The organism is Pseudomonas sp. TE6288 (genome assembly GCF_054062095.1).
This window is the reverse complement of record NZ_JBSSEW010000007.1, coordinates 46771-62244: the sequence shown is the minus strand read 5'-3', so window position 1 is coordinate 62244 and position 15474 is coordinate 46771. Positions and strand designations below refer to the sequence as shown.

14 protein-coding genes are annotated in these 15474 nt (G+C 67.2%); 6 read left to right on the top strand and 8 right to left on the bottom strand.

The genetic code is table 11. From position 1 onward, the window contains the following. Positions 1–18 precede the first annotated feature (18 nt). The 6 genes from ACVWY1_RS08955 to ACVWY1_RS08930 all read right to left on the bottom strand — a co-directional run bounded on the left by ACVWY1_RS08955 (position 19) and on the right by ACVWY1_RS08930 (position 6340). Positions 19–2421, bottom strand: a complete 2403-nt coding sequence (locus tag ACVWY1_RS08955) for a TonB-dependent siderophore receptor (RefSeq protein WP_457378143.1) — start codon at positions 2419–2421, stop codon at positions 19–21. Positions 2422–2625: 204 nt separating this feature from the next. Then, a complete protein-coding gene (locus ACVWY1_RS08950) occupies positions 2626–3597 on the bottom strand; it encodes a FecR family protein (protein ID WP_457378142.1) in 972 nt (323 codons plus the stop codon). After that, complete coding sequence (locus ACVWY1_RS08945) at positions 3594–4145, bottom strand: RNA polymerase sigma factor (protein WP_250888375.1); 552 nt, start codon at positions 4143–4145, stop codon at positions 3594–3596. Before ACVWY1_RS08945 ends, ACVWY1_RS08950 begins: the two co-directional genes overlap by 4 nt. Positions 4146–4149: 4 nt before the next feature. Then, complete coding sequence (locus ACVWY1_RS08940) at positions 4150–4476, bottom strand: DUF3325 domain-containing protein (RefSeq protein WP_110700007.1); 327 nt, start codon at positions 4474–4476, stop codon at positions 4150–4152. Beyond that, positions 4476–6038 carry a PepSY-associated TM helix domain-containing protein gene (locus ACVWY1_RS08935; RefSeq protein ID WP_214500571.1) on the bottom strand — a complete coding sequence of 521 codons (1563 nt, stop codon included), beginning with the start codon at positions 6036–6038 and terminating at the stop codon, positions 4476–4478. The genes ACVWY1_RS08940 and ACVWY1_RS08935 overlap by 1 nt, the downstream gene beginning before the upstream one ends. Beyond that, complete coding sequence (locus ACVWY1_RS08930) at positions 6035–6340, bottom strand: DUF3649 domain-containing protein (protein WP_094011745.1); 306 nt, start codon at positions 6338–6340, stop codon at positions 6035–6037. Before ACVWY1_RS08930 ends, ACVWY1_RS08935 begins: the two co-directional genes overlap by 4 nt. Positions 6341–6518: 178 nt before the next feature. Here ACVWY1_RS08930 and ACVWY1_RS08925 point away from each other — a divergent pair, with 178 nt between their 5' ends. The 3 genes from ACVWY1_RS08925 to fecA all read left to right on the top strand — a co-directional run bounded on the left by ACVWY1_RS08925 (position 6519) and on the right by fecA (position 10399). Next, positions 6519–7013: a sigma-70 family RNA polymerase sigma factor gene (locus tag ACVWY1_RS08925; protein WP_277502020.1), complete on the top strand. Its 495-nt coding sequence runs from the start codon at positions 6519–6521 to the stop codon at positions 7011–7013. Next, a complete protein-coding gene (locus tag ACVWY1_RS08920; protein WP_277502021.1) occupies positions 7010–7936 on the top strand; it encodes a FecR domain-containing protein in 927 nt (308 codons plus the stop codon). The genes ACVWY1_RS08925 and ACVWY1_RS08920 overlap by 4 nt, the downstream gene beginning before the upstream one ends. Positions 7937–8089: 153 nt before the next feature. Next, complete coding sequence (gene fecA, locus ACVWY1_RS08915; RefSeq protein ID WP_457378141.1) at positions 8090–10399, top strand: TonB-dependent Fe(3+) dicitrate receptor FecA; 2310 nt, start codon at positions 8090–8092, stop codon at positions 10397–10399. A 58-nt stretch (positions 10400–10457) separates the two neighbouring features. Here fecA and ACVWY1_RS08910 read toward each other — a convergent pair whose 3' ends face one another. Together ACVWY1_RS08910 and ACVWY1_RS08905 are read right to left on the bottom strand one after the other, a co-directional pair. Next, positions 10458–10940, bottom strand: a complete 483-nt coding sequence (locus tag ACVWY1_RS08910; RefSeq protein ID WP_046854202.1) for a glutathione peroxidase — start codon at positions 10938–10940, stop codon at positions 10458–10460. A 145-nt stretch (positions 10941–11085) separates the two neighbouring features. Beyond that, a complete protein-coding gene (locus ACVWY1_RS08905; RefSeq protein ID WP_046854201.1) occupies positions 11086–11571 on the bottom strand; it encodes an FKBP-type peptidyl-prolyl cis-trans isomerase in 486 nt (161 codons plus the stop codon). On the opposite strand from ACVWY1_RS08905, the gene ACVWY1_RS08900 reads away from it, so the two are divergent. From ACVWY1_RS08900 to ACVWY1_RS08890, 3 genes are all read left to right on the top strand, one after another. Further along, the gene (locus ACVWY1_RS08900) at positions 11570–11872 is read left to right on the top strand and encodes a DUF3565 domain-containing protein (protein WP_198755867.1); all 303 of its coding nucleotides are present in this window, start codon (positions 11570–11572) and stop codon (positions 11870–11872) included. The genes ACVWY1_RS08905 and ACVWY1_RS08900 overlap by 2 nt on opposite strands. A 32-nt stretch (positions 11873–11904) precedes the next feature. Continuing rightward, positions 11905–13995 (top strand): phosphate acetyltransferase, encoded by a 2091-nt coding sequence (pta, locus tag ACVWY1_RS08895; protein ID WP_457378140.1) that lies wholly within the window; start codon positions 11905–11907, stop codon positions 13993–13995. Between the two features lie 189 nt (positions 13996–14184). After that, positions 14185–15363: an acetyl-CoA C-acetyltransferase gene (locus tag ACVWY1_RS08890; protein WP_277502030.1), complete on the top strand. Its 1179-nt coding sequence runs from the start codon at positions 14185–14187 to the stop codon at positions 15361–15363. Positions 15364–15474 lie beyond the last annotated feature (111 nt).

Sequence of the window (15474 nt, the reverse complement as noted above, 5' to 3'; positions counted from 1 at the left end):
GCCCATCATCGGTTGGCGTCAGAACTCGAAGGTGCTCGACAGGCTGACTTGCCGCGCATCCCCCACGGCGACGAAGTAACGGTTCACCGCCGAGCTGTAGTACACCTTGTCGAACAGGTTCTTCACGTTCAACTGCAGGCGTACCTTGTGCTCGTCCAGCTTGGTTTCGTAGCTGGCGAAGGCATCGGCCACGGTGTAGGCCGGCATGTCGAAGTCGTTTGTCGCGTTGCCCGCACGCTCACCCACGTAGCGCGCACCTGCCCCCAGGCGCAGGCGATCACCGCCGAACAGGCTGCCGTAGTCGTATACCGCCGACAGCGAGCCACTGTGACGCGCGACGTTCTGCAGGCGATTGCCCTTGAGCTGTGGGTCCTTGGTGACCTCGGCGTCGGTGAAGGCATAGGCGCCGATCAGGCTCCAGCGCTCGCTGAGTTGGCCGGTCAGGTCCAGCTCGACACCCCGTGAGCGGACTTCCCCTGCGTTGCTGTAGAGAATGGTCCCCGGCTGGGTGTCGCCATCGGCCACCAGCACGTTGCGCTTGGTGATGTCGAACAGCGCCAGGGTGCCGGTCACCGCGCCCGGCACGTCGAGCTTGGCCCCCAGCTCCCAGGACTTGCCCTCCTCCGGCGCGATCCCAGAGTCCAGGGTCAGGGTGCGGCCACCGCCGATGCTCAGCGGGGCGATGGTCGAGTTGGGCTTGAACGACTCGCTGTAGCTGCCATAGAACGACAACCGCTCATCGACCTTGTACACCACGCCCGCATGGGGCACCCAGGTCTGGTCGCGGGTGTCGGTATTGACGATGAACGGTCGGCCACGACCGGCGTACTGGTCGTACTGCTGGAAGCGCCCGCCGGCCACCAGGATCCAGTGCTCGTCCAGGTGCCAGGCGTCCTGCAGGAACAGCGAATCGGTGCGCAGCTTGTCGGTCTGGTCGCTGTCGCTGGCGCGCACGCTGGTGCCTTCCACTTCGCGGCCATAGACCGGGTTCAGGTAGCTGAAGGTCGAGCGGCTGTTCTGGCGGATCAGGTCGGCGCGGTAGACCTTGCGGTCCTCGTGATCGACACCGACCACCAGGTCGTGGCGCATGCCCGCCAGCTCGACGCTGCCGTTGAGGCTGAAGGTGGCGAACTGGTCGCGGCTCAGGGCGCCCCGGGTGCCGTCGATGCTGCGCGACAACGTGCCCTGGCTTTCATCCACGCCGGTCACGCGCACCTGGCTGGCGTCGTAGGTCTCGCGGTTGAAGCTGTAGCCGACGTGCAGCTTCCACGCATCGTCCAACTGATGATCGACCTCCAGGCGGTACAGGTCGGAGCGCCCTTCCATATCGTTGAACGGCTCGTCCAGGCGGCGGGTGGCAGGAATATTCAGAGGATGGCCGTCGCTGCCGAAGGCGGTACCGCGGTCGAACGGGTAGCGAAACTCGCGGTGCTCATAGGCCAGCACCACCTGGGTGTCCTCGCCGTACCAGGCCAGCGACGGCGCCACCAGCGATTCGCGGTGCACGCCGAAGTTGCGCCAGTAGTCTTCATCCTCGTGATCGACGATCAGGCGATAGGCCAGGTTGCTCTCCCCCAGCGCACCGGTGCTGTCCAGGCCGCCGCCGCTGCCGTTCTTGCCGCTGCCGTAGGTCGAGCCGCGCAGGGTCAGGGCGTTGTACTGCGCAAGTTGCGGGCGCTTGCTGACCACGTTGATCACCCCGCCCGGGTCCTGGATGCCGTACAACAGCGAGGCCGGGCCCTTGAGCACCTCGACCCGTTCGGTACTGGCATTGAGCGCGCGGCCCTGCACGATCGGCATGCCGTCGCGCATGATCGAGCCGTCACGGTTGTCGCCGAAGCCACGCTTCATCACGGTGTCGGCGGTACCGCCGAAGTTGTTGCCCTGGGTGATGCCGCTGACGTTGTACAACGCATCGTCCAGGTTGCGCGGTGCCTGGTCGCGGATCACCTGGGCCGGAACCACGTTCACGGCCTGCGGGATATCCAGGGTCGCGCCCTGGCCGCGCATGATCGAGGCGCTGGCCGGCGGCTGGTAGCTGTAGTCGTCCAGTTGCGAGTTGATGGTGGTGGCCTGCAGGTTCAGCGCGCCGGAGGTGTCGACCGGCTCCAGGGTCAGGGTGCGGGCGTCGAGGCGGCGCCAGGCCAGGCCCGAGTTGCCGAGCAACTGCTGCAGCGCCTGGTCGGCGTCGAAGGTGCCGTTCAGCGCCGGGGCCCGCAGGTCCGGTAGCGTCAGGGTATAGACCACGCTCTGCCCGGTAGTACGGCTGAAGGCGTTGAGTGCCTGGGCCAGCGGCTGGCTGGGCTGGGCGAAGGCATAGACCTGGCTCTGCTGGGCGGCCACGGCAGGGGGCACGGCGGCCATGGCGGACAAGCTGCAGAGGCCGAACCAGAGCGAGACGCAACGCGGGGTGAACTTCATGGACGCGGACCTGTGGGCGGGATGATCGTATGCGAATGAATCGCACTTCCACTCACTACACGGATGCCGGCGTGGGGTACCTCATCACCTGATGGAAATATTTTGCTGTTCCGACGCTATCGCGGGGCAAGCCCGCTCCCACGCAATGGCTTATGGGAACGGACTCGTGGGAGCGGGCTTGCCCCGCGATGACGTCGACTCAGGTCAACGCAAAATGGTCAACCGGCCCAGCAGCGTCTGCCGCTCGAACCCCATCACCTTGCCCAGCGAATCCAGCGCGGCCAGCGGTTCCGCCACCGGGAAACTGCCACTGACCTTGCGCTGCGCCAGCTCACCGTCGAGCAGCAGGATCCGCCCCGGGTAGTAACGCCCCAGGTCCTCGAGCACCTGCGCCAACGGCACCTGGTAGTAGTTCAGCCAACCCTGGCGCCAAGCCAGGCGGCTGTCGCTGTCCACCGCCTCGACCCCAGCGGCCACACCACCGGCATAGGCCAGCTGCTGGTTGGCTGTCAGTTCGCGGGCCGGTTGCCCTTCGGCCGCCGTCACCGCCACCCGTCCGCTGCGCACCGTGACCTGTGCGCCGTCACCCTGCCCGCGCACCTCGAACTGGGTCCCCAGCACCCGCACTTCGCCGCCCTGGGCATCCACCAGGAACGGTTCGCCGGTATGGGTCACCTCGAAGAATGCGGCGCCGCGCAGCAACCGCACACGCCGCTGCCCATGGGCGAAGTCCACCGCCACGGCGGTACCGGCATCCAGGGTCAATTGCGAACGATCGGCCAGGGTCACCTGGCGCACCTGCGCCCCGCTGGTGTAGTCGGCACGCAGGTCCTGCAGCCAGAACTGCGGCTGCCAGCCTGCCGCGAATCCCAGCGCCAGTACCAGGCTCGCCGCCACCGCCAGGCCGCGCCACGGTCGCTTGCGCTCGCGCCGGCGCATGGCCTCCAGGTATGTTTGCAGACCTTGGTGTTCCTCGGCCGCCAGCCGCGCCGCCGGCACCGCGCTCAGGCGCCAAAGCGCCTGGGCCTCGGCATAGGCCTGGCGATAGGCGGGGCTCTCCAGCAACCAGCGTTTGAACGCCGCGCCCTCGGCCTGCGCCGGCTGCTGCTGGATGCGCCCCAGCCAACGCAGGGCGGCCTGGGACTGGGCGGCAGTGATCGGCTGTTCAACACTCATCGACGGGCGCTCCCTGGCCGGCGCAATGGGGACGCGGGTTCGGCAACACTCGCCTTGCACGCTTCGAGGGCGCGCATCATATGCTTTTCCACCGCGCTCTGGGACAGTTGCATGGCCTTGGCGATCTCGCCGTAGGTGCAACCATGGATGCGGCTGAGCAGGAAGATCTGCCGGGTGCGTTCGGGCAGGGCCCGCAGGGCCGCCTCGATGCGCTGCAGGTCGTGGTCGACCTCCAGGGCCTGCTCGGGCGCCTGGGCGCAGTGCGCTTCGTCGGGGTCGTGCAACCCCTCGGCAGCGCGGTCGCGGCTGCCCTCGCTGCGCAGGTAGTCAATGGCCAGGTTGCTGGCGCTGCGCAGCAGGTAGGTGTCGAGCGCCTCGACCTTCACCTCGGGGCGCCGCCAGAAGCGCAGGAACAAGTCCTGCACCAGGTCCGACGCCGTGGCGCGGCAGCCGACGCGCCGGCTGACCAGCGCCTCCATGCGCGCGCGCTGGGCGAGGAACACCTGGAGGAAGCGTGCCCGCCCGCCGCCGGCCTCGGAGTCGCTCAAGGGCCTAGACCGCCAGCACGGCCAGCAGCGGCCCGAGCACCAGGCTGGCGGCGGCCAGGCCGAGCAGCAGGCGCGGCACGTAGGGCAAGCCGAATACCCACAGCGTCACGCCGGCCATCAGCACGGCGATCCACTCCACCAGGCCCAAGGCCCAACCGCGCAGTTGCACGGCGAGGGCCAACGACAACAGCAGCAATGCCCAGCCCCCGACGCGCATGGCACGCTGCTGGCTGGCCGTGGGCTTGCGCCCGAGCAGGTCGTTGAAGTGTTTTTCCATGGCCAGGCACAGGCCGGCGAAACCGGCGAAGCCCATCAGCGCAACTCCCAGCATCAGCTCGCCTCCACGGTCTTGGCGGCGCGTGGCGCACGCTTGGCGGCCGGCTTGGGCGCGCGCAGCATCTTGCTGGCGGCCCAGGCCAGGAACAGGCCGGTGGCCAGGGCCGTCAGGTCGAAACCGGCCATGGCCCAGTCACCGGCGGCGATGGAGTGATCCAGCCCCTTGTCGGAGGTCAGTGCGTTGAGCAACGGCAGCAAGGCGAACGCCAGCGCGCCCAGCGTCAGTTGCTCGCCCCAGGCGCGGCGCCCGCTCCTCAGCATGGCGTGGAGCAATGACGCGCCCCAGGCCAGGAAGAAACCGTTGATTTCCCAGTCGGCCCGCCCTTCCAGCGTTGCCGGCAGCAGGCGATTGGCCCAGAAGAACGCCGCCACGCCCAGCAACAGGCCGCTCATGCTGGCGATGTTCAGCACTTCGACCAGGCGCAGCTCGCCGGGCATGCGTGCGCTCTTGGCATGCTTGAGCTGGCGCTTGCCCAGCCACATCACCAGCCCGGTGCCGATCACCGCGGTGCCGGCCACGCCGAAGGCGAAGTACAGCCAGCGCAGCCAAGGCCCGGCGAAGTTGCCCATGTGCAGGCCGACGAAGGTGAACGAGGTGGTCATCGCCGCGCTTTCCGGCGCGCCGCGGCGCAGCAGCTCGCCACTGACGCCATCGAAGGTCCAGATGGCGCTGCGCTGGTAGGCGACACTGTCGGCCGAGGCGCGGGTGAAGGTGACCCGGGCGTTGCGGTCACCGGGGTTGTGCACCTGGATGTAGCCCATGCGCGCCCCCGGCGCCTGTTCCTGGACCTTGGCATACAGGTCGCTCAACGGCGCCAGCGGCGCGGCCTGGGCAACCGCCTCGGGCACCTCGTCGCGGCCGAACACATCGTTGAAGTAGCCGCTGCTGTCGCCGTAGCTGGCCAGGATGCTGGCCGGCATGACCATGTACATGAAGATCACCAGGCTGCTGTAGCTGATCATCAGGTGGAACGGCAGCACCAGCACACCGATGGCGTTGTGGCCGTCGAGCCAGGACCGCTGGCCCTTGCCCGGGCGGAAGGTGAAGAATTCCTTGAAGATCTTCTTGTGGGTGATGATCCCGGTGACCAGCCCCAATAGCATGATGAAGGCGCAGAAGGTCGACAGCCAGCGCCCCCATGGGTGCGGCATCTGCAGTTGGAAGTGGAAGCGGTAGAAGAACTCGCCGCCACGGCTGTCGCGGGCCTCGACCGCCTCGCCGGTGCGCGCGTCGAGCTCCTTGTCGGTGAAGCCACGACGCCCACCACCGTTCGGGTCGCGCCAGCTGACACTCAGCGCCGCCTCGCGCTCGCTGGGCAGGCGGATGAACCAGGTGCTGGCGTGGCCGGCATTGCTTTCGAGGTAACGCTGGGCCAGGCCAAGACTGGTTACCGGGTCGAGCGGATGGCTCTGCACCTCGGGCTGGGTCCAGTGGCTGATCTCGTCCTTGAAGTACGACAGCGTCCCGGTGAGGAAGATGGCGAACAGCAGCCAACCGAAGATCAGGCCGGTCCAGGTGTGCAGCCAGGCCATGGCCTGGCGGAAGCCTTCTTTCATGGCAGGTTCATCCAGTAGGCCAGTGCGTTGATCAGCCCCAGCACCAGGCTTGGCAGCAGCATGCCCAGCCAGGCGCGCCAGGCGCTGCGGCAGGCGAAGCACCAGATGAAGGCGATCAGGTAGAAGACGAATGACAGCATCATCCCGGTCATCGTCGCGTCGGCCTGGGTCATCGGCGCAAGCAGGGTGATGCAGACACTGGCCATCGACGCCAGCAGGTATCCACCCAGCAGCGCGGCCAGGCTGCGTGAGGTCACGGCCAGGCGGTAGCTCAGGGGAAGGCCGGCAGCTTTGCTCTTCATGGCGAGGGTCCGGGAATTGGGGCTGCAATACTAATGATTTCAATTCTCATAAGCAAAGCATGGCGGCGCGAGCGGTCGCATGCCTTGCGTCGGCAGCGATTGCCGAACACCAGCGGCATGAATACAATGCGAACAATTCTTACTTCCAGTTGCGCTATCCGGCGCCGGAGTCGCATCGGTGCCCAGCGCCCTCTCTTCCACCGTCGAAGGCCTCTACCTCGCCCACCACAGTTGGCTGACCGGTTGGCTGCGACGGCGCCTGGGCTGCCCGCAGAGTGCCGCCGACCTGGCACAGGACACCTACGTGCGCTTGCTCCAGGCCCGCGAAGCGCCGCAACTGATCGAGCCCCGTGCGTTCCTCACCACCGTGGCCAAGCGTGTGCTGTGCAACCACTTCCGCCGCCAGGAACTGGAGCGCGCCTACCTTGAGGCCCTGGCCCAGGTGCCCGAACAGGTGGCACCGAGCGAGGAAGACAAAGCCCTTATCTTCGATACCCTGCTGGCGCTCGACCGCCTTCTGGACGGCCTGCCGGCGCTGGTCAAGCGCGCCTTCCTGCTGGCCCAGGTCGATGGCCTGGGCCAGGGCGAGATCGCCCGTGAGCTGGGCATCTCCCTGGCCACGGTCAAGCGCTACCTGCACAAGGCAGCCCTGCGCTGCTACTTCGCCCTGTGAACGGCACGTTCTCGGCGCAGATCGCCGAACAGGCGGTGCACTGGCTGATCGAGTCGCAGAGTGCCGATTTCGACCAGCACCAGGCCCTGCAGCATTGGCTGCAGGCAGACAGCGAGCATCAGCGCGCCTGGGCGCATATCCAGCAGGTCAACCAGCGCCTGCGCGGCGTGACCGCGCCAGTGGTCCACGCCACCCTGCAGGCACCACCTTCACCCGCCCGGCGCCGCGCCCTCAAGGTCTTGCTGCTGGCCGGCGTGGCCAGTGCCGCCGGGCTGGGCCTGCAGCAGCACAATCCGCTGCCCGGGCTGATGGCCGACTACCGCAGCCCGGTTGGCCAGCGCCGCCGCCTGACCCTCGACGACGGCAGCCAGCTGCACCTGAACACCCGCAGCGCCGCCGATGTGCGTTTCGACGGCCAGCAGCGCCGGGTGCGATTGCAGGAGGGCGAGTTGTTGCTCGAGGTGCAAAACGATCCCCGTCCACTGCGCCTGGCCACGGCCCAGGGCGAACTGCGCCTGGAAAGCGGGCGCTTCGATGTGCGCCAGTTCGACGGTTTCAGCCTGGTCTCGGTGTTCAGCGGCAGCGCCAGCGTGGCCGGCACACCGCTGCTGGCCGGCCACCAGGCGCGGTTTGCCGTGGGCGGTTGGCAGGCCATCGCGCCGCTCGACCCCAACCGCGCGGCCTGGGTAGACGGCATGCTGGTGGTGTCGCAGATGCGCCTGGGCGATTTTCTCGCCGAGCTTGGGCGTTATCGGCTCGGGCAGTTGGGCTGCAGCGAAAGCGTCGCCGAGCTGCGGATTTCCGGGTCGTATCCACTGGCCGACAGTGAACGGATTCTGGAAATGCTGGAGGTGACACTCCCGGTGAAGGTGCGACGGTTCACCCGGTACTGGGTGTCGCTCGAGGCAGCGAAAACCGGCTGAGAGACAAGCGAGCGGCAACACATGGCCATCGCGGGGCAAGCCCGCTCCCACGAAGAGCGGTGCCAGCGCACATGTATTTCATATCCGTTGAGCCATTTCGCGAACCTCGCGTGACAGAGAAGGCAGAACCCCTTGTCACAGGACCTCCGTCACATGCCCCTGCGCCTCAGTCCCCTCGCCTACGCCCTGATCCTCGCCGCCCCGTTCGCCCTGGCCGGCGAGCCCCGCGACTACCATATCGCGCCCGGCACACTGGAACAGGCCCTGAACCAGTTCGGTCGCGAAAGCGGCGCGCTGATCTCGTTCAACCCCGGCCTCACCCAAGGTCTGAACAGCCCCGGCCTGGATGGCCAGTACGAGGTCGGCCAGGGCCTCGACGCCCTGCTGCGTGGCAGTGGCCTGCAGGCTCGCCAGGAGACCGACAACGCCTACAGCCTGCAACCGCAGCCAGCCAGCACCGGCAGCGCGGCCGTGGAGCTGGGCGCCTCGACCGTGGTCGGCGATTGGCTGGCCGAGGCCCGCCAGGACAACGTCTTCGAGCACCCTGGTGCCCGCGACGTGGTGCGTCGCGATGAATTCGAACGCAGCGGCGCCAGCAGTGCCCGCGAAGTGCTCAACCGCATCCCCGGCGTCAACGCCCCGGAAAACAACGGCACCGGCAGCCACGACCTGGCGCTGAACTTCGGCATCCGCGGCCTCAATCCGCGCCTGGCCTCGCGCTCCACCGTGCTGATGGACGGCATCCCGGTGCCCTTCGCCCCCTACGGCCAGCCGCAGCTGTCGCTGGCACCGATCAGCCTGGGCAACATGGACGCCGTGGACGTGGTGCGCGGCGGCGGCGCGGTACGCTACGGGCCGCAGAACGTCGGCGGCATCGTCAACTTCGTCACCCGCGCCATTCCCGAAGAGGCCACCTTCAAGGCGGCGATGCAGAACCAGCTCAGCCCGTCGTCCAGCCAGGATGGCCTGAAGAACAGCGCCAACCTGCTGATCGGCGGCACCAACGCCAACGGCCTGGGCGGCGCCCTGCTCTACTCCGGCACCCGTGGCAGTGACTGGCGCGAGCACAGTGACACGCAGATCGACGACCTGATGCTCAAGGGCAAGCTGCAACTGGACGACGCCAACAGCCTGCACGCCATGGCCCAGTACTACGACGGCGAGGCCGAGATGCCCGGCGGCCTCAGCACGGCGGACTTCGACGCCGATCCGTACCAGTCGACGCGCCTGAAGGACAAGTTCTGGGGCCGTCGCACCCTGTTCAACTTCGGTTACGACTACAAGCAGGACGACCGCCAGTTCAGCGTCAACAGCTTCTTCACCAAGACCCTGCGCAGCGGCTACCTCGACCAAGGCAGCTTCGTCTCGCTGTCGCCGCGCGAGTACTGGGTGCGCGGTATCGAAACGCGTTTCTCGCAGGGCCTGGCCCTGGGCGACAGCTGGCACGAGCTGGGCGTCGGCTACCGCTACGTCAACGAAGCCGGCCATGAACTGCGTTACCGCGAGCCGGTCAACGGCGCCCTGCCGACCACCGCCAGCCGCAACGACCGCGACACCCGCGGCAGCACCGAAGCCCACGCGATCTACCTGGACGACCGCATCGACATCGGCCGCTGGACCATCACCCCGGGCATCCGCTACGAGATGATCGACTCGCGGCAGAGCAACAAGCTCAACGGCCAGCAGTACCAGGGCAGCTACAACACCGCCTTGCCCGCACTGAACGTGATGTACCACCTCACCGACCACTGGAACCTGTACGCCAACACCGAAGGTTCGTTCGGCAGCGTGCAGTACAGCCAGATGCCCAACCGGGTCAGCAGTGGCGAGGTGAAACCGGAGAAGGCGCGCACCTGGGAAGTCGGTACCCGCTACGACAATGGCGACCTGCAGGCAGAGATCGGCGCGTTCCTGATCAATTTCGACAACCAGTACGAAAGCAACCAGATCAACGATTCGGTGATCGCCCGTGGCGAAACCCGCCACCAGGGCATCGAGACCAGCGTGCGCTATGCCCTCGACGGCCTGAGCCCGGCCCTGGCCGGCTTCGATGTGCATGCCGGCTACGCCTTCGTCGACGCCACCATTCGTGAAGACGGCCCGAACAAGGGCAACCAGGTGCCGTTCTCGTCGCGCCACAAGGGCACGCTGGGCATCGGCTATACCGAAGGCCCGTGGCAGTTGAACCTGGACAGCAGCTTCCAGAGCAGCCAATACGCCGACAACGCCAACACCGGCAGCGAGAGTGCCGACGGCAGCACCGGGCGCATCCCCGGCTACATGCTGGTCAGCACCCGCGCCGGCTATGACTTCGGCCCTGCGCTTTCGAACCTGAAGGTGGCGGTGGGGGTGAAGAACCTGTTCAACCGCGAGTACTACACCCGCTCGTTCGACGACAACAACAAGGGCAAGTACGTGGGTGAACCGCGCACGCTGTACGTGCAGACGTCGGTAGAGTTCTAGATCGCCCGGGGCTGCGTTGTTGCCCAGCGCCGGCGAGCCGGCGCTGGGCAAACCATGATCAGGCCAACGCTTTCTCGATCGCCTGCACCACGGTCGGATCGTCTGGCGCGGTACGCGGGGCAAAGCGTGCCAGCACCCGGCCATCCTTGCCGACCAGGAACTTCTCGAAGTTCCAGGTGATGTCACCGGGGAACTCGGCGCCTTCGCCCGCCAGCAGGCGGTACAGCGAATGACGTTGCGCGCCGTTGACCTCGAGCTTGGCCCCCAGCGGGAAGCTCACGCCGTAGTTGAGGCTGCAGAAGTCCTGGATTTCCTTCTCGCTGCCAGGCTCCTGGCCGGCGAACTGGTTGCACGGCAGGCCGAGCACGTTGAAGCCCTGGCCCTTGTACTGCTGGTGCAGCTTTTCCAGCGAAGCGTATTGCGGTGTCAGGCCGCACTTGGAGGCGACATTGACCACCAGCACCACCTGGCCCTTGAACGGTGCAAGGGGCAGGTCCTCGCCGTTCAGCGCCTTCAACGTCAGGTCGTGAAATGCACTCATGATGAAATCCCCTCTCAGGTTCCGATTGCCGCAGGGGCGAATCCCGCCCACGAAAAAGGCGCGCGGCCAAACCGTCCACCCTCCCGAGGAGGGCAAGTCCGGCTTGCCCGAGCGCCTGGCGACTCTCTGAGCTTAGCGCAGAAAATCAGTGGTGATGGCCACCTTCACCGTGGATGTGACGGTGAGCGATTTCTTCTTCGCTGGCGTCACGCACGTCGACAACCTTGACCTTGAAGTTCAGGCGCTGGCCAGCCAGCGGGTGGTTGCCGTCGACGGTCACGTCGTCGCCGTCGATGTCGCGGATGGTGACGATCTGCATCTGGCCGTCCGGCGCCGAGGCGTGGAACTGCATGCCGACTTCCAGTTGGTCGACGCCTTCGAACATCTTGCTGCTCAGGGTGCTGACCAGCTCGGCGGAGTACTCGCCGTAGGCTTCTTCGGGTTCGATGGCAACGGTCAGCTCCTCACCAGCCTGCTTGCCTTCCAGGGCTTTTTCCAGGCCCGGGATGATGTTGCCGGCACCGTGCAGGTAGACCAGCGGCGCACCACCGGCGGAGCTGTCGATGACCTCACCTGCGTCGTTGGTGAGGGTATAGTCGATGGAGACAGCCTTGTTGGCGGCGATCAGCATGGGGCAAGACCTTTTGCAAAAGAATATAGAACGAACAAGTGTAACCAACGCATCGGCCGATTGCGAACCCGGCGCGGACCAACAGCAGCCCATCAGTCGGATCACCGGCTTCCACCTCGACGAAGAGCGGCACTGGGTGGTCGAGCTGTCCTGCGGCCACACCCAGCATCTGCGCCACCAGCCGCCGTGGCAGGCCCGGCCCTGGGTGCTCGATGCCAACGAACGCGCCCGGCGCATCGGCCAGGTATTCGCCTGCGGCTGGTGCGCTCAAGGTGCCGTTAGCGCTACCCTTGGCCGCTGAACTCCTTGCACCGCTTATTCCGAGAAGCACGCATGCAGACATTTTTCATCGCGCCGACCGACTTCGGTGTCGGCCTGACCTCCATCAGCCTGGGCCTGGTGCGCACCCTGGAGCGCGCCGGGCTGAAAGTCGGCTTCTTCAAGCCGATCGCCCAGCCGCACCCCGGCGACACCGGCCCGGAGCGCTCCAGCGAACTGGTCGCCCGCACCCATGGCATCAAGCCGCCGACGCCCCTGAGCCTGGGCCATGTCGAACGCATGCTCGGTGACGGCCAGCTCGACGAACTGCTCGAACAGATCATCCGCCTGTACCAGCAGGCCTGCGTCGGCAAGGACGTGGTGGTGGTCGAGGGCATGGTGCCGACCCGTCACGCCAGCTATGCCGCCCGGGTCAACCTGCACCTGGCCAAGAGCCTGGACGCCGAGGTGATCCTGGTGTCGGCGCCGGAAAACGAGGTGCTCAGCGAGCTGTCCGGCCGCGTCGAACTGCAGGCCCAGCTGTTCGGCGGCCCGCGCGACCCGAAGGTGCTGGGGGTGATCCTCAACAAGGTGCGCACCGACGAAAGCATGGCCGATTTCGCCACACGCCTGCGCGAGCACTCGCCGCTGCTGCGCGGCAACGACTTCCGCCTGCTCGGCTGCATCCCCTACCAGGCCGAGCTCAACGCCCCGCGCACCCGCGACGTGGCCGAGCTGCTCGGCGCCCAGGTGCTCAACCCCGGCGACTATGACCAGCGGCGCATGAGCAAGATCATCATCTGCGCGCGCACCGTCGCCAACACCGTGCCGCTGCTGACCTCCGGCACCCTGGTGGTGACGCCGGGCGACCGCGACGACATCATCCTCGCCGTGTGCATGGCGGCGATCAACGGCGTGCCCCTGGCCGGCCTGCTGCTGACCAGCGACAGCAAGCCCGACCCGCGCATCCTCGAGTTGTGCCGCGGCGCCCTGCAGGCCGGCCTGCCGATCCTGTCGGTGAGCACCGGCTCCTACGACACCGCCAACCAGCTCAACTCGCTGAACCGCGAGATCCCGGTGGACGACCGCGAGCGCGCCGAGTTCATCACCGACTTCGTCGCCAGCCACCTGGACGCCGCCTGGCTGCACCAGCGCTGCGGCACGCCACGCGAGCTGCGCCTGTCACCGGCGGTGTTCCGCTACCAGTTGATCCAGCGCGCCCAGCAGGCCAACAAGCGCATCGTTTTGCCCGAGGGCGCCGAGCCCTTGCTGGTGCAGGCTGCGGCCTTGTGCCAGGCCCGGGGCATCGCCCGTTGCGTGCTGCTGGCCAAGCCCGAGGAAGTGCAGGCCGTGGCCCGCGCCCAGGGCATCAGCCTGCCGCCGGACCTGGAGGTGCTCGACCCCGAGGTGATCCGTGGCCGCTATGTCGAGCCCATGGTGAACCTGCGCAAGAGCAAGAACCTCAACGCGCCGATGGCCGAGCAGCAGCTGGAAGACCCGGTGGTGATCGGTACCATGATGCTGGCACTCGGTGAAGTCGACGGCCTGGTCTCGGGCCTGGTGCATTCCACCGCCAACACCATCCGGCCGGCCTTGCAGCTGATCAAGACCGCGCCAGGCAGCAGCCTGGTGTCCTCGGTGTTCTTCATGCTGTTCCCCGACCAGGTGCTGGTCTATGGCGACTGCGTGATGAACCCGCACCCCAGCGCCGCCGAGCTGGCCGAGATCGCCCGGCAGAGCGCCGAGTCGGCCGAATCGTTCGGCATCGCGCCACGGGTGGCGATGCTCAGCTACTCCAGCGACTCGGCGGCCAGCGACGAAGAGGTGGAGAAGGTCCGCGAGGCCACGCGCCTGGCGCAGCAGGCCGAGCACGACCTGCTGATCGACGGCCCGTTGCAGTACGACGCCGCCGCCAACCCCGAGATCGCCCGCCAGCTGGCGCCCGCCAGCCCGGTGGCCGGGCGGGCCACAGTGTTCGTGTTCCCCGACCTGAACACCGGCAACACCACGCACAAGGCGGTGCAGCGCAGCGCCGACTGCGTCAGCCTCGGGCCGATGCTGCAAGGGCTACGCAAGCCGGTCAACGACCTGCCGCGCGGGGCGCAGGTGGACGACATCGTGCACACCATCGCCTTGACCGCGATCCAGGCCAGCACCGTGCGCTGAACGGCAAAGGGCCGCCATGCGGCCCCAGGCTCACGGGAGCGGCCAAACCTGGCCCTGACCGAATGAAGGCATGCCGCGACCCCGATCATTCATTTGAATTTCGGATCAATGGCAAAGAAAAACAAACTTCTCAAATAAGCCCCGGGCGCGGATGCTGTGACGATCACGCTCGTATCCTGGAGAACAACAATGAACGAAGTCGTCATCGTCGCCGCCACCCGCACTGCCATCGGCAGCTTCCAGGGGGCCCTGGCCAACGTGTCCGCCGTGGAACTGGGCGCCGCGGTGATCCGCCAGCTGCTGGCCCAGACCCAGCTGGACCCGGCCCAGGTCGACGAAGTGATCCTCGGCCAGGTGCTCACCGCCGGCGCCGGGCAGAACCCCGCCCGCCAGGCCGCCGTCAAGGCCGGCCTGCCCTACGAAGTACCTGCCCTGACCCTGAACAAGGTCTGCGGCTCGGGCCTCAAGGCCCTGCACCTGGCCGCCCAGGCCATCCGCTGCGGCGACGCCGAGGTGGTGATCGCCGGTGGCCAGGAGAGCATGAGCCTGGCGCCCTATGTGATGCCCTCGGCACGCACTGGCCAGCGCATGGGCCACGGCCAGTTGGTCGACAGCATGATCAGCGACGGCCTGTGGGATGCCTTCAACGATTACCACATGGGCATCACCGCCGAGAACCTGGTGGACAAGTACGGCCTGACCCGCGAGCAGCAGGACGCCTTCGCCGCCGAGTCGCAGCGCAAGGCCGTGGCCGCCATCGAGGCCGGCCGCTTCAAGGACGAGATCACCCCGATCCACATCCCGCAGAAAAAAGGCGAGCCGCTGGTGTTCGACACCGACGAGCAGCCACGCCCCGGCACCACCGCCGAGTCCCTGGGCAAACTGCGCGCCGCGTTCAAGAAGGACGGCAGTGTCACCGCCGGCAACGCCTCCAGCCTCAACGACGGCGCCGCCGCCGTGCTGCTGATGAGCGCCAGCAAGGCCAAGGCCCTGGGCCTGCCGGTGCTGGCGAAGATCGCGGCCTACGCCAGCGCGGGCGTGGACCCGGCGATCATGGGCATCGGCCCGGTGTCGGCAACCCAGCGCTGCCTGGACAAGGCCGGCTGGCAGCTTACCGACCTGGACCTGATCGAAGCCAACGAGGCCTTCGCCGCCCAGGCGCTGGCGGTGGGCAAGCAGCTGGAATGGGATGCGGCGAAGGTCAACGTCAATGGCGGCGCCATTGCCCTGGGCCACCCGATCGGCGCGTCGGGCTGCCGGGTGCTGGTGACCCTGCTGCACGAGATGATCAAGCGCGATGCGAAGAAAGGGTTGGCGACGCTATGCATCGGCGGCGGCCAAGGCGTGGCCCTGGCAATCGAACGCTGACCTGACGGCTTTTGGGGCTGCTTTGCAGCCCATCGTCGGCAAGCCGACTCCCACCCCTTTCGCACTGCCCGATAGCCATGCGCTGTTTCGGTGGGAGCCGGCCCGCTGGCG

Bases quoted from the DNA above. Each gene is read 5' to 3' on its own strand.
- pta (WP_457378140.1), top strand. From the start codon at position 11,905: ATGCAGACATTTTTCATCGCGCCGACCGACTTCGGTGTCGGCCTGACC.
- ACVWY1_RS08955 (WP_457378143.1), bottom strand. From the start codon at position 2,421: ATGAAGTTCACCCCGCGTTGCGTCTCGCTCTGGTTCGGCCTCTGCAGC.
- ACVWY1_RS08950 (WP_457378142.1), bottom strand. From the start codon at position 3,597: ATGAGTGTTGAACAGCCGATCACTGCCGCCCAGTCCCAGGCCGCCCTG.
- ACVWY1_RS08905 (WP_046854201.1), bottom strand. From the start codon at position 11,571: ATGCTGATCGCCGCCAACAAGGCTGTCTCCATCGACTATACCCTCACC.
- ACVWY1_RS08930 (WP_094011745.1), bottom strand. From the start codon at position 6,340: ATGAAGAGCAAAGCTGCCGGCCTTCCCCTGAGCTACCGCCTGGCCGTG.
- ACVWY1_RS08940 (WP_110700007.1), bottom strand. From the start codon at position 4,476: ATGCTGGGAGTTGCGCTGATGGGCTTCGCCGGTTTCGCCGGCCTGTGC.
- ACVWY1_RS08910 (WP_046854202.1), bottom strand. From the start codon at position 10,940: ATGAGTGCATTTCACGACCTGACGTTGAAGGCGCTGAACGGCGAGGAC.
- ACVWY1_RS08935 (WP_214500571.1), bottom strand. From the start codon at position 6,038: ATGAAAGAAGGCTTCCGCCAGGCCATGGCCTGGCTGCACACCTGGACC.
- ACVWY1_RS08900 (WP_198755867.1), top strand. From the start codon at position 11,570: ATGGGGCAAGACCTTTTGCAAAAGAATATAGAACGAACAAGTGTAACC.
- fecA (WP_457378141.1), top strand. From the start codon at position 8,090: ATGCCCCTGCGCCTCAGTCCCCTCGCCTACGCCCTGATCCTCGCCGCC.
- ACVWY1_RS08890 (WP_277502030.1), top strand. From the start codon at position 14,185: ATGAACGAAGTCGTCATCGTCGCCGCCACCCGCACTGCCATCGGCAGC.